The 26,526-nt window shown below is 37.5% G+C and carries 28 protein-coding genes; 19 read left to right on the forward strand and 9 right to left on the reverse strand.

The genetic code is table 11. The features are described from left to right. Positions 1-61: 61 nt before the first annotated feature. The 4 genes from ACFYKT_RS05625 to ACFYKT_RS05640 form a co-directional block, all read right to left on the reverse strand. Positions 62-625 (reverse strand): GNAT family N-acetyltransferase, encoded by a 564-nt coding sequence (locus tag ACFYKT_RS05625; RefSeq protein WP_389216650.1) that lies wholly within the window; start codon positions 623-625, stop codon positions 62-64. A 310-nt stretch (positions 626-935) separates the two neighbouring features. Then, entirely contained in the window at positions 936-2,060 is a 1,125-nt protein-coding gene (locus ACFYKT_RS05630) for an amidohydrolase (RefSeq protein ID WP_389216653.1), read from the reverse strand. Positions 2,061-2,209: 149 nt separating this feature from the next. Beyond that, entirely contained in the window at positions 2,210-2,791 is a 582-nt protein-coding gene (locus ACFYKT_RS05635; protein WP_389216656.1) for a DedA family protein, read from the reverse strand. Positions 2,792-2,828: 37 nt separating this feature from the next. After that, a complete protein-coding gene (locus ACFYKT_RS05640) occupies positions 2,829-3,608 on the reverse strand; it encodes an undecaprenyl-diphosphate phosphatase (protein WP_389216659.1) in 780 nt (259 codons plus the stop codon). A 267-nt stretch (positions 3,609-3,875) separates the two neighbouring features. Between ACFYKT_RS05640 and ACFYKT_RS05645 the strand changes: the two genes are divergently transcribed. The 5 genes from ACFYKT_RS05645 (at position 3,876) to ACFYKT_RS05665 (ending at position 7,133) form a co-directional block, all read left to right on the forward strand. After that, positions 3,876-4,199, forward strand: a complete 324-nt coding sequence (locus tag ACFYKT_RS05645) for a DUF4870 domain-containing protein (RefSeq protein ID WP_389216662.1) — start codon at positions 3,876-3,878, stop codon at positions 4,197-4,199. A 112-nt stretch (positions 4,200-4,311) separates the two neighbouring features. Further along, a complete protein-coding gene (locus tag ACFYKT_RS05650) occupies positions 4,312-4,515 on the forward strand; it encodes a PLD nuclease N-terminal domain-containing protein (protein ID WP_389216665.1) in 204 nt (67 codons plus the stop codon). After that, positions 4,515-5,423: an ABC transporter ATP-binding protein gene (locus ACFYKT_RS05655; protein WP_389216668.1), complete on the forward strand. Its 909-nt coding sequence runs from the start codon at positions 4,515-4,517 to the stop codon at positions 5,421-5,423. Before ACFYKT_RS05650 ends, ACFYKT_RS05655 begins: the two co-directional genes overlap by 1 nt. Then, on the forward strand, positions 5,420-6,196 hold the full coding sequence (locus ACFYKT_RS05660) for an ABC transporter permease (RefSeq protein ID WP_389216671.1): 777 nt from the start codon (positions 5,420-5,422) through the stop codon (positions 6,194-6,196). The genes ACFYKT_RS05655 and ACFYKT_RS05660 overlap by 4 nt, the downstream gene beginning before the upstream one ends. Before the next feature lie 91 nt (positions 6,197-6,287). Further along, positions 6,288-7,133 (forward strand): patatin-like phospholipase family protein, encoded by an 846-nt coding sequence (locus tag ACFYKT_RS05665; RefSeq protein ID WP_389216674.1) that lies wholly within the window; start codon positions 6,288-6,290, stop codon positions 7,131-7,133. A gap of 77 nt (positions 7,134-7,210) precedes the next feature. Here ACFYKT_RS05665 and ACFYKT_RS05670 read toward each other — a convergent pair whose 3' ends face one another. Then, complete coding sequence (locus ACFYKT_RS05670; protein WP_389216676.1) at positions 7,211-7,771, reverse strand: YdcF family protein; 561 nt, start codon at positions 7,769-7,771, stop codon at positions 7,211-7,213. Positions 7,772-7,897: 126 nt separating this feature from the next. On the opposite strand from ACFYKT_RS05670, the gene ACFYKT_RS05675 reads away from it, so the two are divergent. Continuing rightward, complete coding sequence (locus ACFYKT_RS05675; RefSeq protein ID WP_389216679.1) at positions 7,898-8,674, forward strand: hypothetical protein; 777 nt, start codon at positions 7,898-7,900, stop codon at positions 8,672-8,674. Positions 8,675-8,793: 119 nt separating this feature from the next. Then, positions 8,794-9,363: a TlpA disulfide reductase family protein gene (locus ACFYKT_RS05680; RefSeq protein WP_389216682.1), complete on the forward strand. Its 570-nt coding sequence runs from the start codon at positions 8,794-8,796 to the stop codon at positions 9,361-9,363. 351 nt (positions 9,364-9,714) lie between these two features. Here the strand turns inward: ACFYKT_RS05680 and ACFYKT_RS05685 are convergent, their stop codons facing one another. Beyond that, positions 9,715-10,506 carry an EcsC family protein gene (locus tag ACFYKT_RS05685; RefSeq protein WP_389216684.1) on the reverse strand — a complete coding sequence of 264 codons (792 nt, stop codon included), beginning with the start codon at positions 10,504-10,506 and terminating at the stop codon, positions 9,715-9,717. 177 nt (positions 10,507-10,683) lie between these two features. On the opposite strand from ACFYKT_RS05685, the gene ACFYKT_RS05690 reads away from it, so the two are divergent. Both ACFYKT_RS05690 and ACFYKT_RS05695 read left to right on the forward strand, forming a co-directional pair. Next, complete coding sequence (locus ACFYKT_RS05690) at positions 10,684-11,985, forward strand: NCS2 family permease (protein ID WP_389216686.1); 1,302 nt, start codon at positions 10,684-10,686, stop codon at positions 11,983-11,985. Between the two features lie 190 nt (positions 11,986-12,175). Further along, positions 12,176-13,420: an EAL and HDOD domain-containing protein gene (locus tag ACFYKT_RS05695; RefSeq protein ID WP_389216688.1), complete on the forward strand. Its 1,245-nt coding sequence runs from the start codon at positions 12,176-12,178 to the stop codon at positions 13,418-13,420. Between the two features lie 31 nt (positions 13,421-13,451). Here ACFYKT_RS05695 and ACFYKT_RS05700 read toward each other — a convergent pair whose 3' ends face one another. After that, positions 13,452-15,281, reverse strand: a complete 1,830-nt coding sequence (locus ACFYKT_RS05700) for a DNA ligase D (protein WP_389216691.1) — start codon at positions 15,279-15,281, stop codon at positions 13,452-13,454. A 163-nt stretch (positions 15,282-15,444) separates the two neighbouring features. On the opposite strand from ACFYKT_RS05700, the gene ku reads away from it, so the two are divergent. From ku to ACFYKT_RS05725, 5 genes are all read left to right on the forward strand, one after another. Next, positions 15,445-16,281, forward strand: a complete 837-nt coding sequence (gene ku, locus ACFYKT_RS05705; RefSeq protein WP_389216694.1) for a non-homologous end joining protein Ku — start codon at positions 15,445-15,447, stop codon at positions 16,279-16,281. A gap of 118 nt (positions 16,282-16,399) precedes the next feature. Further along, positions 16,400-16,957 (forward strand): glycerol-3-phosphate responsive antiterminator, encoded by a 558-nt coding sequence (locus tag ACFYKT_RS05710; protein WP_389216697.1) that lies wholly within the window; start codon positions 16,400-16,402, stop codon positions 16,955-16,957. A 182-nt stretch (positions 16,958-17,139) separates the two neighbouring features. Continuing rightward, the gene (locus ACFYKT_RS05715) at positions 17,140-17,961 is read left to right on the forward strand and encodes an MIP/aquaporin family protein (RefSeq protein ID WP_389216700.1); all 822 of its coding nucleotides are present in this window, start codon (positions 17,140-17,142) and stop codon (positions 17,959-17,961) included. Between the two features lie 32 nt (positions 17,962-17,993). Continuing rightward, a complete protein-coding gene (gene glpK / locus ACFYKT_RS05720; RefSeq protein WP_389216703.1) occupies positions 17,994-19,484 on the forward strand; it encodes a glycerol kinase GlpK in 1,491 nt (496 codons plus the stop codon). Between the two features lie 202 nt (positions 19,485-19,686). Then, on the forward strand, positions 19,687-21,348 hold the full coding sequence (locus tag ACFYKT_RS05725; RefSeq protein WP_389216706.1) for a glycerol-3-phosphate dehydrogenase/oxidase: 1,662 nt from the start codon (positions 19,687-19,689) through the stop codon (positions 21,346-21,348). Positions 21,349-21,511: 163 nt separating this feature from the next. On the opposite strand, the gene ACFYKT_RS05730 is transcribed toward ACFYKT_RS05725, so the two are convergent. Beyond that, a complete protein-coding gene (locus ACFYKT_RS05730; RefSeq protein WP_389216708.1) occupies positions 21,512-21,898 on the reverse strand; it encodes a DUF2500 domain-containing protein in 387 nt (128 codons plus the stop codon). A gap of 730 nt (positions 21,899-22,628) precedes the next feature. On the opposite strand from ACFYKT_RS05730, the gene ACFYKT_RS05735 reads away from it, so the two are divergent. The 4 genes from ACFYKT_RS05735 to ACFYKT_RS05750 all read left to right on the forward strand — a co-directional run bounded on the left by ACFYKT_RS05735 (position 22,629) and on the right by ACFYKT_RS05750 (position 25,519). Then, positions 22,629-22,829, forward strand: coding sequence for a cold-shock protein (locus tag ACFYKT_RS05735; protein WP_053476600.1), 201 nt, complete (start codon positions 22,629-22,631; stop codon positions 22,827-22,829). Positions 22,830-23,148: 319 nt separating this feature from the next. Further along, the gene (locus tag ACFYKT_RS05740) at positions 23,149-24,651 is read left to right on the forward strand and encodes a DEAD/DEAH box helicase (protein ID WP_389216712.1); all 1,503 of its coding nucleotides are present in this window, start codon (positions 23,149-23,151) and stop codon (positions 24,649-24,651) included. Between the two features lie 129 nt (positions 24,652-24,780). Then, positions 24,781-24,981, forward strand: a complete 201-nt coding sequence (locus ACFYKT_RS05745; RefSeq protein WP_389216715.1) for a cold-shock protein — start codon at positions 24,781-24,783, stop codon at positions 24,979-24,981. 130 nt (positions 24,982-25,111) lie between these two features. Further along, entirely contained in the window at positions 25,112-25,519 is a 408-nt protein-coding gene (locus ACFYKT_RS05750; protein WP_389216718.1) for a cytosolic protein, read from the forward strand. Positions 25,520-25,562: 43 nt separating this feature from the next. Here ACFYKT_RS05750 and ACFYKT_RS05755 read toward each other — a convergent pair whose 3' ends face one another. Then, on the reverse strand, positions 25,563-25,850 hold the full coding sequence (locus tag ACFYKT_RS05755) for a DUF6509 family protein (RefSeq protein ID WP_389216721.1): 288 nt from the start codon (positions 25,848-25,850) through the stop codon (positions 25,563-25,565). Between the two features lie 352 nt (positions 25,851-26,202). On the opposite strand from ACFYKT_RS05755, the gene ACFYKT_RS05760 reads away from it, so the two are divergent. Continuing rightward, complete coding sequence (locus ACFYKT_RS05760; RefSeq protein WP_389216724.1) at positions 26,203-26,415, forward strand: cold-shock protein; 213 nt, start codon at positions 26,203-26,205, stop codon at positions 26,413-26,415. The last annotated feature ends 111 nt before the right edge of the window (positions 26,416-26,526 follow it).

Consider the following 26,526-nt stretch of genomic DNA (forward strand, 5'->3'; position numbering starts at 1 on the left):
GGTTGTGCGAAATTTTCCCAAAATAAAAGAAGCCAATTAAATAATTGGCTTCTGCTAACTTTCATGCTTCTAATAAATGAGAAGCCTCTTGGATATCGGCAGCACCACTTCGTAAAACATGAAGGGTGTATAAATCCTTCGGAATCTCATATAAATTATATATCGGGCCATTTACATTTAATTGCTCATAAATGGATTTTCTTGATTCATTTGCTAGAACGACATAAGGCAGCTTCTCTGCCGCTTTTTGTGAACGAATATTTTCTTTTCTTATTTTCATAAAAATCGTTTCAATTCCAGCATCGTAAAAAAGTTCTTCAAAAAAAGCATCTTTTGCAATCTTATTATAGCCTTTCCCATGAAATGGCTTCCCAAGCCAAGTACCTAAAAATCCTGCATGATCCTGAATATCAAATAAATTAATGGTCCCGATCGGGGCTCCCCATTCATCAAGAATCGTGCGTGAAATAAGCTCTCCACGTTCTTCGGCTTCAATGGTTTGTTTAGTCATAAATATAAATTCATCATATGAATAGGCTTTATGGCGCACAAAAGGGAAGACATCTGGGTGTGTCATTAAATCGTACAGTACATGGCATTCATGGAAATCACGTTTCTTGAGCATAGGTTATCCCTCCAAGCTTGAGGACGTTCCTACTCCATGCCAAATAGAGTCTTTCGGTCCACCCTCGAAATTTTTTGTATGTTGCTAAAAAATTTCGGGGTGGGAATCGAACCCACTAGAACCAGTATGACTGGTGGCGCACCATTTGCCTTCCCTATTTCTATCGTTTCTGATATTAAATTTTTTATTTTCGCTAAAAAAATGATTTCACATTCGTATAATACTAAAAAACAATAAAAAAGGAAATAGTTTTTTAACTTATTTTTTTAGCGATTTTGTGTCAATTATCAACAGCGAATTTCTACAAAATTCAGGATTCTTCGTATGCAAAATCTCCATTTATCATCGTCCATTTTGGCTTTGCAAGATAATGGAAGGGGTGATGACTCCAAAGCACTAAATCAGCATCCTTTCCTGCTTCAATACTTCCAAGTTGATGATCGATCCGAAGGTTCTTAGCTGGTAGAATAGTAATGCCCTCTAGTGCCTTTTGTTCATTTAACCCCTCACGAACAGCGATGGAAGCACATAGATTTAGATACTGGATTGGTGTATATGGATGATCGGTCGTGATTGAAACTTCCACCCCATGATTGGTAAGTTCCTGATAGGTTTTCCACGTTTTATTTTTTAATTCAACTTTAGACCTTCTTGTTAATGTGGGACCGACCGAAACTTTTAGGTTAAGCCCGGCTAATTCTTCAGCAATGAGGTGCCCCTCTGTGCAATGTTCGATACGCAGATCAAGATTGAATTCCTCAGCAAATCGAATGGCTGATATGATATCATCTGCACGATGAGCATGTATTCGAACGGGGATTTCTCTTTTTAATGCTTGCATAATGGCAGCTGTTCTTAGTGAATCCGGGTGATATAAATGACTAGCTTCATAGAATGCTTCTCTAAGCATCCCCATGATTCCCATTCGGGTAATTGAGTCTTTATTTCCTTGGCTATGTATTCGCTTTGGATTTTCGCCGAGAGCAATCTTTAATCCTGCTGTTTCTTGAACGAGCATTTTTTTGATGTTTTTTCCAGCTGTTTTGATGACGGATGTTGTCCCGCCAATTACATTGGCGCTGCCAGGCATAATATGAGTTGTTGTAATCCCGTGTCTTACAGCGTCAGTAAATGCTGGGTCGAGTGGATGAACACCATCCATCGCACGAACATGGGGGCTCATTGCTTCAGCGGTTTCATTCGCGTCATTGCCAGCCCAGCCTGTCCCTTCATCATATAATCCCAAATGGGTATGGACATCAATAAATCCTGGCATTAAAAAATTGTAGCTGCAATCTATTATTCTTACATTCGGGTCGGCCATGATGAATTTTCCTGTCTTTACAATTTTTCCTGCATCTACTAATACATCACCATGAAAGGGTGCAGTTGTTATTGGATGGATGTAAGCATTTTTTAATAAAATTTTTGTCATAACAATCCTTTCCCCTACCTAAGATAAAGTGAAACTTTAATCATCGAAAGTCTCCCTTCATCTACACTAAGTGTTAGTAGAATCATTCTATGTTTGAGTGTTTCTCATATTTTAACAGGGTATAAGTGGATAAGGAATACAAATTTTGCTTACTGTCTTTTTTTATATAGAAAGTAAATAATGATTGAAGCAAAGGCAAGAAGAATGATTGGGATAATGACGGGTTCTGCATATTCTTTAATCTCTCGCCAATGATCCCCAAGTTCAATTCCAAGTAGTAAAAATAAAACGGTCCATGGGATCATGGCCGCTATTGTATAAATGCTAAATGTGGAAAGCGGCATTTTTGATATTCCTGCGGGGATAGAAATGGCATGGCGAATGATAGGAACAAAGCGAGCAGTAAAAATGACTCCTGTTCCATATTTCTGAAACCATCGTTCGGATGCGTCTAAATGAGAATGCTTAATTAATAGGAATTTCCCATATTTATCAAGAAAAGGTCTGCCGCCATAAAGTCCAATCCAATATAGGAAAAGCTGAGCAATTGTTCCACCAGCCACCCCAGCAATTAGTGCGCCCCAAAAATGGATTTTCCCTGTACTAACTAAATAGCCTCCGTAGCTCAAAACAACTTCACTTGGAATGATTTCAGCCATTAACCCTAAGGCAATGCCCAAATAGCCAAGCTGTGACAAGATCTCGAAAAAAGAAAGGATCCATTCTTTCAATTAAAAAGCCCCCTTACTTTAGGTATCATTTACTTAATTAAAAAACTCCTGTTATTTGTAGCACGAGTATGGAAATACCAAGAATCCAAACGTATATAGCAAAAATTCTCAATGAATTTTTCTTTAGGTAGTTGATCATCCAGACAACAGCCATATAGCCAAATAATGCGGAAGACAAGGTAGCGATAAATAAACTGCTGAGGGAAATAGCTTCTGTATGGCCTGATACCATTTCTCCAAATTGAAGGATGATTCCGCCCGCAATGGCAGGAATTGAAAGCAGAAAGGAGAAATAAGCGGCAGTTTCCCTGTCCAGCTTGCGGAAGAGCCCTGCAGCAATCGTAAGCCCAGATCTTGATATTGCTGGAAATATTGCGGCAGCTTGAAAAGTTCCGATAAATAATGCATCACCATAACTAATCTTGTCCATTTTCTTTGCTCCGTTTTTAATGCTGTCTGCCATCCAAAGAATGAATCCGGTAATTAAGAACTCCCATCCGATCGTAACCCCTGTTTTTGAAATTGAGTCAAACATGTCGCTAAAAAGATATCCAACGATTACAGCAGGGATGGTTCCAATCACCAGCAGCATCGAGAGCTTTCCAAATGGGTTCTTCAAGACTTGCAGCAGTTCATTTTTATAAATAACAAGAACAGCGAGCAATGTACCAACATGAAGCATAGTATCTAAAAACAGCCCAGCATCATCCAGACCGAATAAATGCCGGCCTAAATACAAATGACCTGTACTGGAAATGGGGAGAAATTCGGTAAGGCCTTGAATAATTCCGAGAATAAATGCTTCTAATTTAGACATCAAATCACATCATCCTTTATGAAAAAATATAATGATAATTAAGGTTGTCTTTACCAAGTTTATTCAAGTTGTCCTATTCAAGAACTGAAAATAGGTAAAGAATAAAAGGAAGTATTTTTAGATATCCGTCAAAATGTACGAAACTTTATCGAGTTTCAAGCGTACATAATATCATAGGAGAACTCATCCGTTTATAATTAAACGAACACTTACTAATAGAGGAAGTTTCCGAAAAAAGAGTTCATAAATAAATAGGGGGAATGACAAATGCCATCCAATGATGAAAGATTGCTGGCTGCAGCTATTTATGTATCAAGTTTTTTCACAACGATTATTGGTCCGCTTGTGATCTGGCTTTTAAAGAAAGATGAATCAGCGTATATTGATAGTCATGGAAAAGAGTATTTTAACTTCATCATTTCGTATGCAGTGTACTCAATCATCAGCATGATATTAATGATTGTATTAATTGGTTTTATTACGATTTGGATTGTCGGTGTTGCTGCTTTTGTTTTTACAATTATTGCAGCGGTGAAAGCATATGAAGGCAAGGAATACCGATTTCCGCTTGTATTTAGGCTTATTCGATAATAGGAAAGTCCTAGAGTTTGTATACTCTAGGATTTTTTTATTTTCTTTTGAACGAAATTCATTCTTATGCGTCATATAGGTGTAGATGAAATAAAAAAGGAGGAATCATAAAATGTCTGAAATCAACTGGGCAGTTATTGTTCCAATTATTGCTCCCATTATTCTTATTCAATTAATCCTTATGTTAATTGCCATCATTGATTTAGTCCGTAATGATAAAACAAACGGTCCGAAATGGCTGTGGATTTTATTAATTCTATTTGTGAATATTATTGGCCCGATTCTTTACTTTGTGGTCGGAAGGAGAAACAATTAATGGTTGTTGTAAAAGTAAAAGGGCTCAAGAAAAGCTATCAAAAACATGAAGTAATTAAAGGACTGGATTTTGAAATAAGGAAAGAGAAATGTATTGCATTGCTTGGGGCAAATGGTGCAGGGAAAACAACAATCTTGCAAATGCTTTCTGGATTAATAAAGGTCTCATCAGGCAATATCTCATTTACTGGGATTGAAGAAGGTGAGGATTTTCGAAAGTTAATTGGTTATCTCCCACAACATCCTGTTTTTTATGAGTGGATGACAGGTCGAGAGTTTTTGGAATATGCCGGAAAAATTGCGGGATTATCAAAACAAGATTCAAAAGTAAGAACAGAAGAGTTACTTGAACTTGTTGGCATTATGGAAGCGAAGAATCGCCGAATTGGGAAATACTCCGGTGGAATGAAGCAACGATTAGGGATCGCACAAGCTCTCATTCACCGTCCCCAATTGGTTATGCTAGATGAACCGGTTTCAGCATTGGATCCTTTTGGGCGCAGAGAAGTTCTGGAACTGTTGGAACGTTTGAAAAAGACTACGACAATACTTTTTTCGACTCATATTTTGAATGATGCGGAAGAAGTATGTGATGAAATCTTATTCCTTCATAATGGAAGATTAGTAGAATCAGGAACAATGGAACAGCTGCGTGATAAACATCAGCAGGCAAAAATTGACCTCGTATTTAAAGGGAAGGAAGATAAGTATATCGAGCATTTATCATCACTTGTAAAGGTTCAATCTGTCACCATAGAGGGGAGCAAAATTAGTTTTTTTGTTACAGATATCGAGCAAGCGAGAACTGTGTTTTTGAAGGAACTGGCAGAATTGAACTGGCCGCTTGTCAAATTTGAGATTAGCAGAACAAGTCTGGAGGATGTTTTTATGAAGGTGGTGGAGAAATGAGCCAGTGGATTACATTATTAAATAAAGAAATCTTAGAGATGTCGCGTAATTTTAAATGGATATGGGTTCCGATTGTCTTTATTCTAATCGCAGTAACAGAACCATTAACAGCCTATTATATGCCGCAAATCATTGATTCTCTAGGTGATTTGCCAGAAGGTGCGGTTATTGAATTGCCAGTTCCATCTGCACCTGAAGTATTAGTAGCATCTTTGAACCAATATAATACATTAGGCGTACTAGTCATTATATTAACCTCAATGGGTATAATTGCTGGAGAAAGAAAGAGTGGAGTAGCAGGACTTATTCTGGTTAAGCCAGTTTCTTACGCTGCATTTGTAACAGCAAAATGGGCTGGTGCAATGCTGTTGCTTTGGATTGCATATTTCATTGGGTATCTTGTTTCCTGGTATTATGTTGTTATTCTTTTTGAACCTATTGCATTCTCGGATTTTATCTGGTCCTTCCTTATATATGGGATTTGGCTATCATTTGTACTTACAATTACGGTTTTCTTTAACTCATTTCTCAAATCGCCAGGGGCTGTCGGCTTTATTTCAATGGCAGTTGTGATCGTATTAAGCCTTTTCAGCAGTATGTTTTCAAGATGGTTTGAATGGAGTCCATCGGTTTTGCCTTCGTATGTGAGTCAGTTTATTATTAATCAGGAGTTTCCATCAGATGCGTGGTCAGCAATCATTTTGTCTGTAGTTGGAATGATCATTCTATTGGTCGGAAGCATTGCTGTATTCCGCAGAAGAGAGCTAGCTTGAGCATGTAAATGAGCAGAAGCAAATTCATTCCCTCCTCCTTAGAAGATTTGGTAAGATAATAATGATAATCATTATGGGAGGAAGACGAACGGTGATGAACAATATTGGACTTGTTTTGGAGGGAGGAGGCATGCGCGGCGTCTATACGGCTGGCGTCCTAGAATATTTCTTGGAGCAGGAAATAAATTTCCCTTATGTGATAGGTGTTTCCGCTGGTGCTGGTGTCGCTGCCTCCTATTTATCCAAACAGAAGGGTCGGAACAAAATTGTAAATATTGATTATGTAACAGATCCTCGCTATATATCATGGCGAAACTTCATGAAGTCAAGGCAGCTTTTTGGAATGGATTTTATTTTTGATGAGATTCCGAACAAATATGTTCCCTATCATTTTGATGATTTTTACAGTAACAACGCCGAATTTGTTATCGGAACGACCGATTGTCAAACGGGGGAACCTGTCTATTTTGGAAAAAATGATTATGGAGAAGAAATGCTTAAAATTGTTAGAGCATCAAGTTCTTTGCCTTTTATTGCTCCTGAAGTCCATTTTCATAATCGGACCTTACTTGATGGAGGAATTAGTGATCCCATTCCAATTAAAAAGGCTCAGAATGATGGGTTTGATAAATCAGTAGTGATTTTAACTAGAAATAAAGGGTACAGAAAGAAGCCTTCGAAATTTCATTTCCTTGTCAAAAGGAAATACTCGCAGTATGACGGTCTGCAGCGAGCATTAGCAAGCCGTTATCAAAAGTACAATGATACAATCCGCTATCTTGAAGAAGAAGAGAGAAATGGCAGGGTGTTAATCATTCAGCCACAAGAACCATTAGAAGTAGGAAGAATGGAAAGAGATCCACGTAAACTTGAAAAGCTATATTTAAAAGGGTTTGAAGATGCGAAAAAGTATAAAGATAGGATTTGCAATTGGTAAGCAATGATAGTCATTTGACAAAATAGGGGCAGTCCAAAAGTCTAGAAAACGACGAATTGGGCTGCCCCTATTATTATTTATGTGCCGAGGAGCTTCATCTTTAAGACTGCTGCATATTCGCGGATAAATAGCGTCGCCTTTACAACTTTTGGTGTTTCAGCCGCTAAAGGGTATCCGTTAATTCCAACTTTATTTGCAAGAGTGGCTGCCCGATATAGATGGAAATTATTACTGACAATGACGGCTTCATCAATATCATAAAGCTCCTTTGTGAATTTTACATTTTCATATGTGGAAGTAGAACGATCTTCAATCAGGATACGTGTTTCATCAATATGATTCTCAACGAAGAATCGCCGGAGGGCCTCTGCTTCTGTTATATTTTCTCCTTTTCCTTGGCCGCCAGTAACAATAACAACGGTCTTGGGATTGTCTTCTAAATAAGAAAGGGCCATTTTTGCCCGGTAAAGCAAGCTTAGAGACATTTCTTCTCCATTTACTTTTGCTCCGAGAACGATGAGATAAGGAATATTGGCAGGAGGAGACTGATTGGCGGTCTTAATTATCTGTATATGAATAACCGAAATGATGATAACGGGAACGATTATTAATACACCTAAAAATATGAATTTTTTCATGTTTTCCCTCCTAAAAATCATGTTTTGGGAAGTTGATTAATAGAATAAAAGAGACTCTATTAATTAATAGCATATTCTCAGCCGATTAGGAAGGATTTCCCTTTTAATATAATAAGGAGTTTTTTCATGAATATTAAACAGTATTACAAAAAAACAGCCTCCATTTCATTGAGTGCCAGTCTTGCTTCACTTATTCCTCCGTTCTTTCTCATTATTTATGGAATCATGATTGCAAGAGATGGAAGAATGGTCCTGATTGTTCTCCCATTTCTCGTATATAGCTTTTTTTGTTATCAATATTATTTGGTTTGTGATCGGCGTTCAAAATCAATTATAGAAAACCCGACTGAACATATAAAGATGAATCAGACATTATTGAATGCAGATCATCTCCTTATTCATTTTCTGCCAGCACCCTCATTAAGACTGCTATTTTTTAGTCATGAGGGACAATTATTAGGAGAGCTCAAAGAAATGAAACAGCTATCTTTTAAATGGTTTTTGCCTCGTTTCTTGGACAAGTTTTTCGAAAAAAGATATGGACTTTACGATGAAACAAACAATTTGATAGCCACCTATATAGTAAATAAGAGTCAGATAAATGTAATGGATAAGAATAAGAAAATAGTAAACTTAATAAATCATATGGAGAGTGAAAGACGGTCGGAATCTATCTTTGAAAGCAGCAGGGAAGAGATTGTTGTTAAACGTTCGTTATTATTTATGGATTATCAATTTTTCCATAATCAAAAAAGAGTCGGCAGACTGCAAAAGGGCATGATGCCTGTGGAATGGGAAAGAAAGATTAAAGACCCGAATACCCCTGTCCTCTCCTTTGAAACGAAAGAGGATGAAGGACTAAAGATAACTATCCTTGCTATCCTTTCAAAAATCCTCCATTAATTAGTGATGTCAGAATGGAATATGGTTAAAGGGGTACAGAAGCATGCACGATTATAGTCTTTAGATGAATTATTATGTATGATAAGGCATATAGGATTTAATCTAAAGAGGGTGTATGCATGAAAAAATGGGCAGCGGGAGTAGCGATTGCCGTCGTTCTCTTATTCATTGCTGATAAATTTATTTTAAAAGATACCAGTAATCAAGTTGAACAAGTAGAAAAATACGAGAAAATAGAGAATGCTGGGGAACTGCCGATTGGTTTAAATGAAGGCAAAAGAGCACCTGATTTTGAATTGGTTGATTTAAATGGAAGGTCAGTGAAGTTAAGTGAATATAATGGGAAGCCTGTTCTTCTGAATTTCTGGGCAACCTGGTGTCCGCCTTGCATGGATGAAATGCCCCATATGGAAAAGCTCTATAAAAAATACAATAAAGAGGGATTTGAAATCCTTGCTGTCAATGTGACAACATCTGAAAAGGATCCAAAACATGTGGGGCAGTTTGTAGATGAATATAAACTAACTTTTCCCATTCCATTAGATGAAAAAGGGACTGTTTTTCATGAGTATGCCATAATTGGCTATCCAACAAGTTTTTTTATAGATTCTGATGGAGTGATTCGGAGAAAAGTAATGGGGCCGGTAATAGAGGAAGAGTTGGAAAAAGAAATTCTGAAACTACTTTAAAGAATAAACGATGAAGGACAAAAGTAGGTTGGAAAACGGGAGGACAGTCCTTCATCGATGGTATGAAGGACAAAGTACGTTCGATTAACAAAAAAATGTCCTTCATCGATGGTATGAAGGACAAAGTACGTTCGATTAACAAAAAAATGTCCTTCATCGATGGTATGAAGGACAAAGTATGTTCGGTTAACAAAAAAATGTCCTTCATCAATGGTATGAAGGACAAATCTCATTCAGCTAACTAGAAAAATGTCCTTCATCAATGGAATGAATGCCCCACTCAATTAGATAATGGAGGGGTAGTTTGTTCTGAATAGGGTTCGGCAAAATGTTGGTTACGACCCTGTTATTTTAATCAGTTAACCGTTCTTTAATTCTTCTCTTTCGGTACAGCATCATGCCTGCCTCGGCGATATCATTAACAGCAGAACGATTGATGAAAGCGCCAAAGAGCAAACCTGCAATTGGAATCATTTGAAAGAGTTTTTTCCAGCCAACCTGATCTCGATAGGTAAATACGACTTCGCGCCAGCCTTGAATTTCTGAAGCAACTTCTCTTTTTGCCCCTTCATCAGGTGAATCGATAAGGGAAAGCTGGTTCAAGATTGCCTTCTTCCCAACAATATCTGAAGAGACAAACTGGAGAACTTTGACAATATACATTCTTTCTTTTTTATCATTTGGATTATAGCCATAGCAAATCGCAATATCTTGAAGAGTTTTTAACTGCATGCCAAGCAGCAGTGGGATATCAATGGTTAAAGTAAAGATTCCGCCAATTCCTGTGCTTGCTCCTTGTACCGTTGCCAATCTTTTCCGATTGCTTGTTAGCTTTGTTACCGCCTGATCCATTTCCGTAATCGGAATCGAAGCAACGTCCTCTAAATTTTCCACTTCACGATTTGGGTAATATGACTTTATGGAAGAAACGGAGCTTAAATATCTCCCCCCGGATTGTACATACTGTCCTAGTTCGTCTAAGATAACACCGATCTTATTTTGTAAAAAAGCTGGAGTGAACTTGTCCAATAATTTAAAAGGAAGACGGCCAATCTTCTCCCAAAACCATAAATCACTTTGGTCTTTTTCCCAATCCTCGCTCTTTTTCAATTCTGTAAGCAATTGTTCTCTTGTTTCAGTCACAGTGCATGTATCCTTCCATTTCTAAGATATATTTCTATACGTGACAGCATACAAAAAAGATTCATACCTATTGGCAAAGTAATAAATTTTTGCTAAAATAATTCTTTGTGGCTCACCTGAATTTTTCAGGGGGAGCGGGTAGGGAGAGGGCTAATTGAATAGTTAGGTCGTTTCATCATGAAGAAAAACTGGTTTAACCATTTCTTTCAGCTTGAAGAAAATCAGACTTCGATTAAACGTGAGGTACTGGCAGGAATGATTGGTTTCTTTACAATCGTGTATATTATTGCCGTTAATTCACTTATTTTATCAGAAGCTGGAATTCCAATTGAAGCAGCTATTTTTGCAACAATCATTACATCTGTTGTTGGCTGTTTATTAATGGGATTTTGGGCAAATGTACCGATTCTCCTTGTGCCAGGTATGGGGATTAATGCATTATTCTCTTACACCATTGTTCAATCAATGGGGATGACATGGCAGGAAGCATTAGCAGTGGTCTTTGTTTCTGGTTTAATCTTTACTTTTGTTGCGTTTTCTCGTTTTTCGACCGTTTTAAGTGAATCCATTCCACAGTCATTGAAGGAAGCAATCACAGTGGGACTAGGTTTATTTTTAATGTTGATCGGATTGGAGAAGGGTGGAATCGTTGAGAAAGGGACAAACTCAATCATTGCACTTGGTGATCTTGGGGATCCGCAAGTACTTGCGACTGTCCTTACCTTCCTCATAGCGATCGTTCTTTTCATGCGCAATACACCAGGCAACTTTTTGATTACCGTTATTGCGGGTTCAGTAATTGCATGGCTATTTGGCTTGATCGATTTTACACCTTCACAAGAGAAAGCATTTATGTTGTCTGATTACATGGACGTTTTCGGTGCGATGTCATTTGATAATATCTTATCGATTACTTTCTGGATTGCGGTCTTTTCATTAACGATGGTCCTTGTATTTGAAAATATTGGACTCGTTCATGGACATGTTTCATTCATTAATCGTTCTGAACAGTTTCCTCGTGCCTTTCAAGCAAACTCCATATCAGCTATGCTGTCTGGTGTGTTTGGAACTAGTCCAACGGTGGCAACGGTGGAAAGTACTGCGGGCATGGCTGCTGGGGGAAGAACAGGTCTGACGACAATCATAACAGGCTTGCTGTTCGTAGTTTCAGCTTTTTTTATCCCAGTCATTAAACTGATCCCAAACAGTGCGATTGCACCGATCTTAATGATTATTGGCGGATTAATGCTGCAAAATATTCGTAATCTAGATTTGAAAGACTTAAGTGAAAGCTTTCCGGCATTTTTCATTATCGCAATGATTCCATTTACGTACAGTATCGCCGATGGAATAGCAGTTGGCTTTATTCTTTATCCGATACTCAAAATTGCGATCGGCAAAGCAAAGGAAGTTTCATTATCATTATATGTGATTGCAGGACTCTTTCTTTTCAATTTTGTTTTTCATGTAATAGGTTAATTAAGTAATTTTATATTGTAATAGGGAATAGGAGAGTGATCCTATTCCTTTTTTTAATCTATGGTTATTCAACTCTAGCTATTACATTACTTGTGAAAGTATTTCTTATTTCGCCCCCCTTAATGCTATAATTCATATATAATAAAGAAATATAAGAAATTTGCTAATCTTTTGTCGGAGGTATAACAATATGGAGGTTTTTGTTGCAAGGCAGCCGATTTTTAATGTGAAGGAAGAAGTGTTTGGCTATGAGCTTCTTTACCGCAGCAATCAAAAAGAGAATGCTTTCCCAGAGATAGATGGAGATCAGGCAACCACTGAACTCATTATCAATAGTTTCTTGAACATTGGGATTGATAAACTTTCAAGTGGTAAGCCTTGTTTCATTAATTTTACTGAAAATTTACTTAAGCTAAGGCTTCCGACTTATTTTAGACCACGTGAAATAGTGGTAGAAATACTAGAAACGGTTGAACCCAGTCCAGAGTTAATTGAGATATGTAAGGAACTAAAGGTGCTGGGCTACCAGATTGCACTTGATGATTTTGTACTGAATGAATTAAACCCATATACTTATGATTTATTGAAATACGCAGATATCATTAAGGTGGATTTTCTGAATACACCAATTGAAATGCGGGAGAAAATTGAAGCGATTGTTAGATCATTAGCGTTGGAATTGGTAGCAGAAAAGGTCGAAACGAGAGAGGGATTTGAAGAAGCCAAAAGGCGAGGCTATCATTATTTTCAAGGCTATTTCTTTGCTAAGCCGATGATTATGTCTACACATGATGTACCAGCCTATTTTCATTCCTATTATGAAATGATTCAGAATTTATCGATGACAGAACCGAGTATCGACCGAATTACTGAGTTGATCGAAAGGGATATTTCATTATCATATAAATTGCTAAAATTAATCAACTCCCCTGCCTATAGGCCGAAACAAAAGATTAATTCCATTCGGCAAGCTGTCGTCCTTCTAGGATTAATTGAGCTGCAAAAGTGGATTTATGTTCTTGCTGTTCGAGAATCAACGATTGGAAAAAAAGTAATCTCTCAGGAAATGATTCAAATCAGTCTTACAAGGGCAAAGATGTGTGAGGAGATTGAAAAAATCAGATTTAATCAAATTTCATCGCCTAGTAATTTTATGACTGGTATGTTTTCGATGGTTGATACCCTTTTAAGTGTTCCGATGGATGTGATTTTGCAGGAGCTGCCACTTGATGAAGAGATTTGTGAAGCTTTAGTAGGAAAGGATAATCCGCTAAAGAAAGTTTTAGACCTTGTTCTAGCTGTTGAAAAGGCGGAGTGGACTGTAATCAGCGAGAAATGCAGAGAATTAAATATTGATGAGAAGGATTTATTTAAGATCTATGCAGAATCATTAAACTGGGCAAATGAGCTTGTTGAAGTAGAAAAATTAATTTAAATAAACAAACCTGCTATTTTAGATGGCAGGTTTATTTATTTTTCAAGAAATCCAACACTGGGCCAAACTTCTGATTAGCCTTTGCCTCAAAAAAACGCTGAAATGGATCACCGATCCTATTTATTCTTTGAATGATATCGGGAATTTGAAAATCAACGATTGATAACTGCTCATTCACTTCCTCCCAGTAAAGTGGTGTGGCGACAGTAGCCTCTTTTGTTCCCCGTGGCGAGTAAGGTGCAATGATTGTTTTCCCCTCAGCATGCTGAATATAATCAATATATAGCCGGTCTCCGCGTTTTTTTTTCATTCGTTCAATTGTAAAAGAATCGGGATCTTTCGAAACTAAATAATTCGCAATAAAAGTGGTGAATAATCTTGTCTCCTCATAAGAATATGTATTCTCAGGCAGGGGGAGATATATTTGCAGCCCTTTATTCCCTGATGTTTTTACAAAGCCGATTAAATTCAGCTGATCGAGAATTTCCTTGATATAGCCTGCTGCTTTAACGGCAAGTCCAAAGTCATCTCTTGATGGAGGGTCGAGATCAAACACAATTTCACTTGGTTTATGATTATTTATCGTTTGAAATGGAATATGGTATTCGAAGGCAAGCTGATTTCCAAGCCAAAGAAAAGTTTTTAATTGATTGCAGACAATGTATTCGATTCCTTCCGCCATTATTGTTTCAACAAAATCTGGTGCATAATCAGGGCAGCTTTTTTGATAAAATGACTCTCCAAAAACCCCGTGTGGATAGCGAATGACTGTCAATAATCGATCCTTTAAAAAAGGCAGAATATAAGGTGAAATCTCACTTAAATAGTGAATGAAATCAATCTTCTGAATGGCTGGAGATTCCCATAACGGTTTATTTGGGTGGGTAATTTCTATGCCAGGAGGGAGATTCCTTTGTCCATGAATAAATTGGTTCATGGTACATGCTTCAGGTTTTAAATCAAATCTGAACTGGTGAAAGTGCGGTTCCCTCATCTGCCCCTCATATAATTCTAAATATTTTACTTCAATACAAATGGCCGGATCGACTTTTATAAAGCGACTGTCTTCTTCTGTTTTATTATCTTTAATAATTTTAAAAAGGGCATTTTTTTCTTCAGGCTTTAATCCAAAGATAAAATGGCCAATTGAGATAATTTCTTCATTTTGAAAAACCCCAGTATAGAAATAACTATTTGACTTTTCGTAGGCTGTGATAAAACAAGTTACATATTTCCAGTTTTTGTATTTTAACCATGATGTTGTTCTTTTTCCTTCTTCCCATTTGTTATTTACTTGTTTGGCGACAATCCCTTCCCCATCGTATAGAACAACCTTTTCCCATACATCATTGAAGCTTTTATAAGAAGGGAGGAATTGTATTAACTCAGAACTATCTTCATTTGGTTGAAGAGGGAGGGAACATCTGTTAAAAAAAGAAGTTAATTGTGCTTTTCTCCATTCGTATTGTTTATTTATGATTGTCTTTCCTCTCAGTTCAATTACATCAAATATGAGAAATCTGCATGGGGAAGCAGTAGCTTTCTCTGCTATTCGATCTTTTGACCGCATCCTTCCCCTGACTTGAATCGATCCAAAGTTTGCTTTATATGCATTTTCTAGAAGAACCAATTCTCCATCTAAAGTAAGTGGAAGGAACGGGGCGAATTTCGATTTGTTTGTTTCAAGGTATGAAATTATTTCAGGGAATAATTCAGATAATGACTTGCCATTTCTGCTCTCCAGTTTCATTTCATTTTTGTTCCAATGCAAAATGGCCCTAAAGCCATCATACTTAACCTCGTACAGCCAATCCTCCCCTTTGGGAACCTCAAAGGTTAGGCTGGGCAACATGGGCTTCATATTTTTATCCTTCCTTTCGAAGCATACTATGATTATTTTTTCCAATTCCATTTAAACTACTCAATATCTGCGTGATAATGACGGATACTGATTTACCAAATGTTTTTACGTATGCATCCTATCAAATCTCATAAATTATAAACAAAAAGATTGGAGAATCACTATGCATACCATATGGAAAGGAAGCATTAGCTTTGGTCTCGTGAATATCCCGATTAAGCTACATGCAGCTACAGAGGATAAGGACATTAAGCTTAGAAATCTTCATAAAGAATGCCATTCCCCAATTAAATATGAAAAGGTCTGTCCTATTTGTGATGTGGAGGTTAAGACAGAAGACATTGTTAAAGCTTATGAATACACAAAAGGGAAATTTGTTGTTCTCGACGATGAGGAATTGGAAAAGTTGAAAAAGGAAAAAGAGGATAAGGCAGTTGAAATCATTGACTTTGTAAAGATGGGGCAGATTGATCCGATTTATTATGATCGTACCTATTATATGTCTCCTGGTGATGGCGGAGGAAAGGCTTATTCTTTATTAAGGAAGGCATTAGAAGAGTCTGAAAAAGTGGGGCTTGCAAAAATAATTATCCGCTCAAAGGAGCAGCTGGCTGTCCTTCGCGTTTATAAAAATACGCTTGTGATGGAAACCATTCATTATCCAGACGAGGTTCGAAATTCTGAAGATGTGCCGAATGTCCCTGAAGTTGATAAAGTAACGAAAAAGGAAATTGATACAGCCATTCTGTTGATTGACCAATTAACAACAGACTTTGAGCCTGAGAAATATACGGATGACTACCGGACAGCATTGCTTGAACTAATCGAATCGAAACGAACGGGCAAGGAAATGGTTACACCTGTTGAGAATGCGCCTGCTTCAAACGTGACCGATTTAATGGCGGCGCTACAAGCATCAATTGATAATACGAAGCCGAAAAAGCCTGCAGCTAAGAAGAAACGGGCAACAGCGAAAACGAAAGAGAAGAAGGAAGCATAATAGGGCAGACTCGAACGATAAGCAGCTAATTGGATTCTAGTACATTGTCTTTTTATTCTTGTTATGGCAGCTATTTCAGCATATGATTAAGGGAAACCAATTAGTCGGAGTGAAAAAAATGGAACAAAAAATACTGCCAGCTTCATCAACTATGAAAGAGTTTGAGCAATTTTTAGATAGTCCATATCAAATAGGTGTATTCCTGGGAATGCATATTGCCCAATTGAAACATATTAACCAGATGGCAAAAGAACAGGGGAAAAAGATGATCTATCATGTGGATATGATCCACGGATTAAAAAGTGATGATTTTGCAGTGGAATATATTTGTCAGGAATTTAAGCCATACGGTTTAATTTCCACAAAATCTAGTGTTATTCTAAAAGCGAAGCAAAAAGGAGTAGTGGCTGTACAGAGAATATTTCTTCTGGATAATCATGCACTTGAAAAAAGCTATAAGCTAATTGAAAAGACAAGACCAGATTATATAGAAGTATTGCCAGGTGCTATGCCATGGATGATCAAGGAAGTATTTGAGAGAGTCAATACACCTATTTTTGCGGGTGGACTTATTCGGACGAAGGAAGAAGTGCAAAATGCTTTAGATGCAGGAGCTTCAGCAATTACCACTTCGAAAGTTGAGTTATGGGACATGTTTGAGAAAATAGACAGATAATAGAAAAAATATTCACAATAACGTTGACAGCGTTTTCAATCGATTGTATACTTCGAGTACAAGTTAATTTGATTTGTGTCGGAGACAAGGAGATTCACACAGTGTAACCTTTTTAAGGTTTATTCTGTTGTGGGTCTCTTTTTTTTCGTCTAGTATTTTATTCATATGGAGGGGGAAAAAGTATGTCAGCTTTTATGGGAGAAGTTGTCGGGACGATGATTCTTATCTTATTCGGGGGAGGAGTCGTCGCTGGGGCAAACTTGAAGAAAACATTTTCTTTTAATGGCGGATGGATTGTTGTTACACTTGCATGGGGACTTGCGGTAACAATGGGCGTCTTTGCTGTGGGTTCTATTAGTGGTGCCCATCTAAATCCAGCTGTTACGATTGGTTTAGCACTAAACGGTGATTTTCCATGGGGGGACGTTCCAGGGTATATCACTGCTCAGTTAATCGGTGGGTTTTTAGGAGGCGTGCTTGTATTCCTTCATTACTTGCCACATTGGAAAGAAACGGAGGATCAAGGTGCGAAATTGGCTGTTTTCTCAACAAGTCCAGCGATTCCGCATACCTTTTCAAACCTTTTAAGTGAATTGATTGGTACCTTTATCCTTGTTCTAGGATTATTATTTATAGGTGCAAATAATTTTACGGAAGGTTTAAATCCGATTGCGGTAGGTCTATTGATCGTTGTTATTGGGATGTCTCTAGGCGGTACAACAGGCTATGCAATTAATCCTGCACGTGATCTTGGCCCGCGGATTGCTCATTTTCTCTTGCCGATCCACAGAAAGGGCAGCTCTAACTGGGGATATGCGTGGATTCCGGTGGTCGGCCCAATTATGGGCGGCTCACTAGGTACTGTATTCTATCAAGGGATATTTAAAGAAAATATGACAAATATGTTATGGGGAGTATTAGCTGTTAATATAGTGATACTAATCCTGGTATATGTATTTGGAAAAAAACAGACTTCAGTCGTATCTTCAAATGTGGCTGCTTAATATAACATAAATATTGAATGGGGGAGATCAGGATGGAAAAATATATTTTATCTTTAGATCAAGGGACAACCAGTTCACGTGCGATTTTATTTAATAAAAAAGGGGAGATCGTACATATAGCCCAAAAGGAATTTACTCAATATTTTCCGAAGCCGGGTTGGGTGGAGCATAATGCAAATGAAATTTGGGGATCAATTCTCTCTGTGATTGCCGGAGTCCTTTCTGAATCTGGTGTAAAGCCAGAACAAATAGCAGGAATTGGAATAACCAATCAGCGTGAAACTACAGTTGTCTGGGATAAAGAAACGAGTCTCCCGGTTTATAATGCGATTGTTTGGCAATCCAGGCAGACGAGTGAAATTTGTGAAGAATTAAAGGAGAATGGCCATAATGATGTATTCCGTGAAAAAACTGGCCTTCTTATTGATGCGTATTTTTCCGGAACAAAGGTGAAATGGATATTAGATCATGTGGAAGGTGCACGTGAAAAGGCTGAACAAGGCAAATTATTGTTTGGGACAATTGATACTTGGTTAATTTGGAAGCTTTCAGGCGGGAAAACACATGTAACTGATTACTCAAATGCTTCCCGTACCCTGATGTTTAATATCTACGATTTAAAATGGGATGAAGAGTTACTGAATATCCTTGGCATTCCTGCATCCATGCTTCCTGAAGTCAAACCTTCTTCCGCGATTTATGGACATACGGTTGATTATCATTTTTTTGGAAAGAATATCCCAATTGCAGGAGCAGCTGGTGATCAGCAAGCAGCTTTATTTGGTCAAGCATGCTTTGAAAAAGGAATGGCCAAAAATACTTATGGAACAGGCTGCTTCATGTTGATGAATACGGGTGAAAATGCAGTGCGTTCTAACCATGGGCTTCTTACAACAATTGCTTGGGGAATAGATGGGAAAGTGGAGTATGCACTTGAAGGCAGTATTTTTGTTGCGGGGTCTGCTATTCAATGGCTCCGTGATGGGATGAGAATGCTGAAGGATGCTAGGGATAGTGAGGGTTATGCGAAAAAGGTAGTTTCAACTGATGGTGTTTATGTGGTTCCGGCATTTGTTGGATTAGGGACACCTTATTGGGATAGTGATGTTCGCGGAGCTGTATTCGGACTGACAAGAGGTACATCTAAGGAGCATTTTATTCGTGCAACGCTAGAATCGCTTGCCTATCAGACGAAAGATGTGCTGTCTGCAATGGAAGCAGACTCAGGTATTCAATTGAAAACGTTAAGAGTTGATGGTGGAGCGGTGAAGAATAATTTCTTAATGGAATTTCAGAGCGATATATTAAATGTACCTGTAGAAAGACCCATGGTAAATGAAACAACTGCTCTTGGTGCTGCCTATCTTGCAGGGCTTGCTGTCGGCTACTGGGATAACAGAGAGGAAATTTCAAAGCAATGGGCGATCGATAAGTCATTTGCTCCTGCAATGGAGGAAAAAGATCGCGAAACATTATATACTGGCTGGAAAAAGGCCGTACATGCAGCAATGGCTTTTAAATAAGAAAAAGGCGAAGATCCTTATTTGCAATTAAGGCTATCTATGCTAGAATAGAAGTAAGTTAATAGCTCGGCAGGAGATTTGGAGAGACCACAAAATCATTATCGACGATATCGATAGTGTATTTTGTGGTCTTTTTTATGCCTTCTGTTCATTAAGGGTATAACAGGATTATAGACCCTTTTACAAAAAGGAGGACAATAGAATGAACTTCTCAAATCAAAATCGTAATGAAATGATCAATAAACTTAAGAGTGAAAAATTTGATGTACTCGTAATTGGCGGAGGAATTACTGGAGCAGGAATTGCTCTGGATGCTTCTATGAGAGGGATGAAAATAGCGCTTGTAGAAATGCAGGATTTTGCAGGAGGTACGTCCAGCCGGTCGACAAAGCTTGTCCATGGAGGTCTGCGCTATTTAAAGCAATTTGAAGTACAAATGGTTGCCGAGGTTGGAAAAGAACGGGCCATTGTGTATGAGAATGGCCCGCATGTAACAACCCCAGAGTGGATGCTGCTGCCGATGCATAAAGGAGGAACCTTTGGTAAATTCAGCACATCAATTGGACTTAAGATGTATGACTTTTTAGCCGGAGTGAAGAAAGAAGAGCGCCGATCCATGCTCAGTGTGCAGGAAACAATAAATAAAGAACCACTTGTTAAGAAGGATGGTTTAAGAGGCGGGGGCTATTATGTTGAATACCGTACGGATGATGCGCGTTTGACTATTGAAGTGATGAAGGCAGCAGCCGAAAAAGGAGCAACTGCGCTTAATTATACGAAGGTTGATCAGCTTCTATATGAAAATCAGAAGGTAGTTGGTGTTCTTGCAACCGATCAGCTAAGCGGAGAGAAATATGAAATTAAGGCAGAGAAGATTGTCAATGCTGCTGGTCCTTGGGTGGATTCCATCCGTGAGAAGGATGGTTCGAAAAAAGGGAAGACATTGCGACTGACAAAAGGTGTCCACTTAGTGATTGATCAATCTAAATTTCCATTAAAGCAGGCTGTGTATTTTGATACACCAGATAAGCGAATGGTATTTGCTATTCCGCGGGAGGGCAAGGCATATGTAGGTACAACAGACACCTTTTATGGAGAAGATCCAGTTTCTCCGAAAATGACTGCTGAAGATCGGGCATATATTATTCAAGCGATTCAGTATATGTTCCCTGATGTGCTGCTTACTGAAAAGGATATCGAGTCTAGCTGGGCAGGAGTCCGTCCACTCATTTTGGAAGAAGGAAAGGATCCATCAGAAATTTCGCGTAAGGATGAAATTTGGGAATCAGATTCAGGACTGATTACGATCGCTGGCGGAAAATTAACTGGGTATCGAAAAATGGCTCAAACCATTGTTGATGTTCTTGCTAAGAAATTTAGTGAGGAAAGAGATCGAGATTTTCCAGGCTGTCAAACGAAAAAGATGCCGATCTCTGGTGGGGACGTAGGCGGTTCAAGTCAATTTGCTGATTTTATTACCAAACAATCTCAGATGGGGATGGAAATAGGCTTATCGAGAGAGGACGCTGTACATCTAGCGGCCATGTATGGTTCCAACACACCGACTTTATTTAAAATGATTGAAGAGAATGGTCATACAGAGGCAAAGCATTATCAATTACCGCTGTTATTATGGGGGAAACTAAAATATGCTTTAGAAAATGAAATGGCCGCCACACCGACCGACTTTTTTATTCGCAGAACAGGTGCGCTATTGTTCGATATTCATACTGTAAGAGAGTACCGTGATCAGGTCCTGCATTTAATGGCTGACTATTTTAACTGGGATCAGGCTACAAAGGAAAAATTCAACGAACAACTAGAGAAAGAGCTACAGGATGCAACTGTCCCGTTTGATCAATAATAAGTTCTGCGTATATATGGATAAGAAAAATGAAACCAAATCAACGAGCGATTTGGTTTCATTTTTTATGTAAAAACATTAAATAAATTGGCAGCCCTATTCCTTTTTAAATCTGCTTCCCTTACTCTTTAAAAGCAAAAAGCTCATCAATTCTGATGAGCCTTCATTGCCAACGTTCAAATCCAAGATAACGAGTTCCTTGAAATTTCAGTTTCCCAAAGTCTCCCTCTGCAAGCTGACCATATTCACTGCCAGTTACCACAAACTCCATTCTATCTCCACTGTCTACTTCAAAAGTTGTATAATAAGTAGTTGATGAATGGTGATGAACATGATTGTTATGGTTGTGGGAATTTCTGCTTACCTCGGTTCTTTTTGCCACAAGTTTTGCAGAAACATCCAATACAGGCTGCTTATTGTTATGACTCCACAGTTTAATTCCTTTAAATATAGTAAATAGAATAAGGCCAAAAACAAGAATGAAAAAAAACGGAAAAATAACTGAAATAAGTGAAAACATATCAAATCCAAATCCTTGATCAAACCCCATAATTGTTCCCCCTCTGTATGTTTCCTATTATACGAAACAATCTGGAAAAATGTTTCAAAAAAGGAGTAAGAAAAGGAAGCTTGACTTTACAATGTTTTTCAGTTATGATTAATCTCGATGTATTTGATGTGCAATAGCAAAGTCGAGAATTTAGACAAAATGTGAGTGCGCTAGCCTATCATTTTGTTGAGATTGCGACTTTTTATTTTTTTATTGTGTAATATTATGCTCTTAAGATTAATAAGTGAGCAATAGGTTTTGAATTAAGAATAATTTGTGGACAACAGATCATGTTGAATTTCTTCTTAAGTCATCTTCTGTAAGAACGAAGACGACCTCGCTTTAACACTTCATTTTTATACACAACGTGAACGATCTCTGGAGAGTAACCATTCCCAATAGTATTATTTGTCATACCTGATCCCACTGGCACGGCCTAGGAGCCGTAAGGATGGAAGAGAGGCAGGGCTTTCATTGTTTTAGGTGCAAGCGCTCGAATATATCAATATACTAACCCATTAGTCAGATATCAAAAAAGATTTGACAAATGAGGGATATCCCCTTATGATTAGGGTAACGCTAAAGTTCGTTATATATTTTATGGATAAGTGGTCGTAGCTGCAATGAAATGTAGGCGATTTTTAATCCTCATTTTATTGTTGCACGACTTTTTTATGTTTAAGTTTATATAATAAAGACTTATAGTGAACACATTTTTGGAGGTAATCTCATGAACACAGGTAAAGTAAAATGGTTTAATGCAGAAAAAGGTTTCGGTTTCATCGAATCTTCAGAAGGTCAAGATGTATTCGTACATTTCTCAGCTATCCAATCTGAAGGATTCAAAACTTTAGAAGAAGGTCAAGCTGTAACTTTTGAAATCGTTGAAGGTAACCGTGGACCACAAGCTGCTAACGTAGAAAAAGCATAATCATGCTAAAGTTTCGGTGATGCATGTCAGTCATGCATCACTTTTTTACGTTATTTTTTCTCCACTTTGTATGCTTCATTCATTCCTCAAAAGAGAATCCATCCATTGTTTGCTTTTTCGGAATAATATTTTCACTTTTCCTCGGGAGCGATTTGGAAACAAGGCTCTAATGAAATATATTTAATTGGAAAATTAATTTATTCCTTTTGATATGTAAAAAAGAGATGCAAACTGGAAAACCTAGTAACGTAGATATTGATTTTTTTGAAATATAGGAGAACCTTTGATAAAGGTTATATAATAAGGAGGAACTAATACTTTGACAACTTTTTCAGATTTTGGTCTAAGTAATGAACTAGTAAAAGCATTATCAAATATGGGATTTGAGGAACCGACACCGATTCAGGCGCAGGCGATTCCTATTGGTATGCAAGGGAAAGACATGATTGGACAAGCGCAAACGGGAACAGGGAAAACGACGGCATTTGGTGTTCCTTTGTTAGAAAAAATTAGCAGAGAAGAAGGTATTCAAGGCCTTGTACTCGCACCTACACGTGAGCTTGCTGTTCAAGTTGCGGAAGAATTGAACCGTATTGGTCAGGTAAAAGGGATTAGAACTTTGCCAATTTACGGCGGACAGGATATTAATCGTCAAATCCGCGGTCTAAAAAATAGACCACAAATTATTGCGGCAACTCCTGGTAGACTAATTGACCATATTGAACGTAAAACGATTCGTCTTAGCAATATCAAAATGGTTGTTCTAGATGAAGCGGATGAAATGTTAAATATGGGCTTCATTGAAGATATTGAAAGAATTCTAAGTGAAATTAAAGGGGAACGCCAAACCTTGCTTTTCTCAGCAACAATGCCGAGAAGAATTCAAACACTTGCAGAAAAGTTTATGCAGGAACCAGAATTAATTAAGATTAAAGCAAAAGAAATGACAGTTACAAATATTGAACAACATTATATGGAAGTACATGAAAAACAAAAATTTGATGTACTTTGCAGTCTTTTGGATATCCAATCTCCAGAGCTTGCTATCGTATTTGGCCGGACAAAAAGACGGGTTGATGAAGTGGTTGAAGGCTTAATCAAGCGTGGCTACTCAGCTGAAGGAATCCATGGCGATATCCCTCAATCAAAACGTGATCAAGTAATTCGTCGTTTTAAAGAACAAACGATTGATATTATGGTTGCAACTGATGTAGCAGCAAGGGGCCTTGATATTAGTGGCGTATCCCATGTTTACAACTTTGATATTCCTCAAGATCCAGAAAGCTATGTTCATCGTATCGGAAGAACTGGACGTGCTGGAAATAAAGGAATAGCTGTTACTTTTGTATCTCCAAGAGAAATTGATCATTTAAAAATTATTGAAAATATGACAAAAAGCAAAATGGCAAAAATGCCAGTCCCTTCTTTTAAAGATGTGCTTATTGGAAATCAACAGGCAACAATTAATAAGATCATGGCTGTTATAGAAAATAATGAACATAATGATTATAAGAGAACAGCAGAATCACTTTTAGAAGATACAGATTCTGTTTCATTACTCGCAGCTGCTTTAAAATTACTTACAAAAGATCCAGACGTTACTCCAGTTAAATTAACGGCTGTTGAACCAATTCGTGTGAGAAAACCAAGAGGCGGCGGTAGTGGCGGCGGTGATCGCAAACGCTACGGTGGTGACCGTGGAAGAGATCGCGGAAGATCAGGCGGCAGCAACAGTGGCGGCGGAAGAGACAGCAGAGATAATAGAGATAGAGATGGCAGAGATAGAAGAGATAGAAGCAGAAACCGTACACGCAGCAAATAATTCGATTCTGCTATTTAATTTCTTTCTTTATTCAATAAATACGGATAAATTCCTAAATAATTACCCATACTAATAGATGCAGGATAATATATATATTCTGTTAGTGATTCATATTTAGGAGGATTTGAAATGGCAACAGGTAAAGTAAAATGGTTTAATTCAGAAAAGGGCTTTGGATTTATTGAAGTTGAAGGTGGAGAGGATGTATTTGTACACTTTTCAGCTATTCAAAGCGAAGGCTTTAAATCACTTGATGAAGGCCAAGAAGTTAATTTTGACATAGAGGATGGCCAGCGCGGCCCTCAAGCTGTAAATGTAACGAAGGTATGAACAATAGAAAAGAGCCCGAATAGGGCTCTTTTCTATTTTAGAAGACCTGCATTCATTAATATTAAATAGGTAATCATATGAATATCAAGGCAGTTGTGTTAGATTAATTAAGATAAGGGGGAATGTAGCGATGAAGGAATTTACAGTTCAGTTTCATAAAGAGGATCAAGTAGAAGCGATGAAGGTGCAGAAATTAAGTGAAGAGGATTTTGAGCGAAAAACAGAGGGTGGAACAAGACATTTATTCGAATTAGATACGAATATTGGCTTTTTTATCTTTTTTGATGCAGTGGATGAAAGTGGAAAAGAATCTTATATGGTTCTTCAATATGAGGAAGAAAATGAAGATCCTAGTGCGTGTTACGCATTTGAATTGAAAGATTTCTATCAATTTGCAGCCCTTCATTTAAATGATCTTGAGTTTAATGAAGAAAATATGGATGAAGAGGAAGATGAGGAAGAAGCTTATAGTCCTATTCATCATCTTGCACACTTAATGTTCCATATTGCTGAAGATGGGAAAAATATTGAAGTTTAAAAGTGAGAAATTGAAAAAGAGCAGGGTAGACCTGCTCTTTTTCTTACTCTTCTGCGTCCTTTAGGTGCTCATCGCAAAATTTAGTCACTATTTTTTCTTCTTCTTCATCTAAAGCAAATTCTTGTATTTTTTCTGAAACTAGGAAGTGATAGTTTAACATCCGACTATCATCTTCGTGTTTATAAAAAAGAACTCGAAGCTGTACTCCATTTTCTGAAAATAATTCATCTTCTTCATCCACTTCGATATCTAAAAAGAATTCAAAACGCTCTCCCATCAAAATGCCAGTAGGGTCATTTAATTGTTCAACAGAGTAGCCTGTTATCTTCATTTTTTTCATCCTTCCATGTTCAAACATAAACATTACTAACTAAAACATTATACACCTTTCCCTTTAAGAAGGAATAGTATTACACATCTATCAAAAAGTTTTCATCCTTTTGCATTAAATTTTAGCGACTAATGAAGGGATGCCTCCATTTTTAGATATATATAACATATTTAAATTGAGATTTTGACGATTTAGGAAATTTATGTTATACTAATAATTGAGTTGTTCATTGAAAATAAGTTGCCCATAATTCACTTGTTATTTAGAGTTGATATTTCTATGTCCCTTTATTTAACAAGTGTTTTTATTTTTATTGAAAAAAAGGGTTCTACTCTTTAGGAGGTGCCTTCATATGGCAATGGGTTTTGGGAGAAAAAATACAGAAGAAATTAAGTTAGAAGAGGTAAAGGTTTGGGAGTGTACTTCAGAAAAATGTAATTGCTGGGTAAGGGATAATTTCAAGAGCAGCCAAACGCCAACATGTCCGATCTGTAAGAGTGAGATGGCAGAGGCGGTTAAAGAATTGCAAGTTGTTAATAATAACAGTATTTATTCCAATAGTTAATATACAAGGGGAGGGCGGAGATTTCAAGCGCCCTCTTATTTTTTTTTGATTTTATTTATTAATTGGAAAAGAATATTATCAATCAAGTATTTACATACCATACAGGGGTAT

Source organism: Cytobacillus mangrovibacter, from assembly GCF_042865275.1.
Taxonomy (GTDB): Bacteria; Bacillota; Bacilli; order Bacillales; family Cytobacillaceae; genus Cytobacillus; species Cytobacillus mangrovibacter.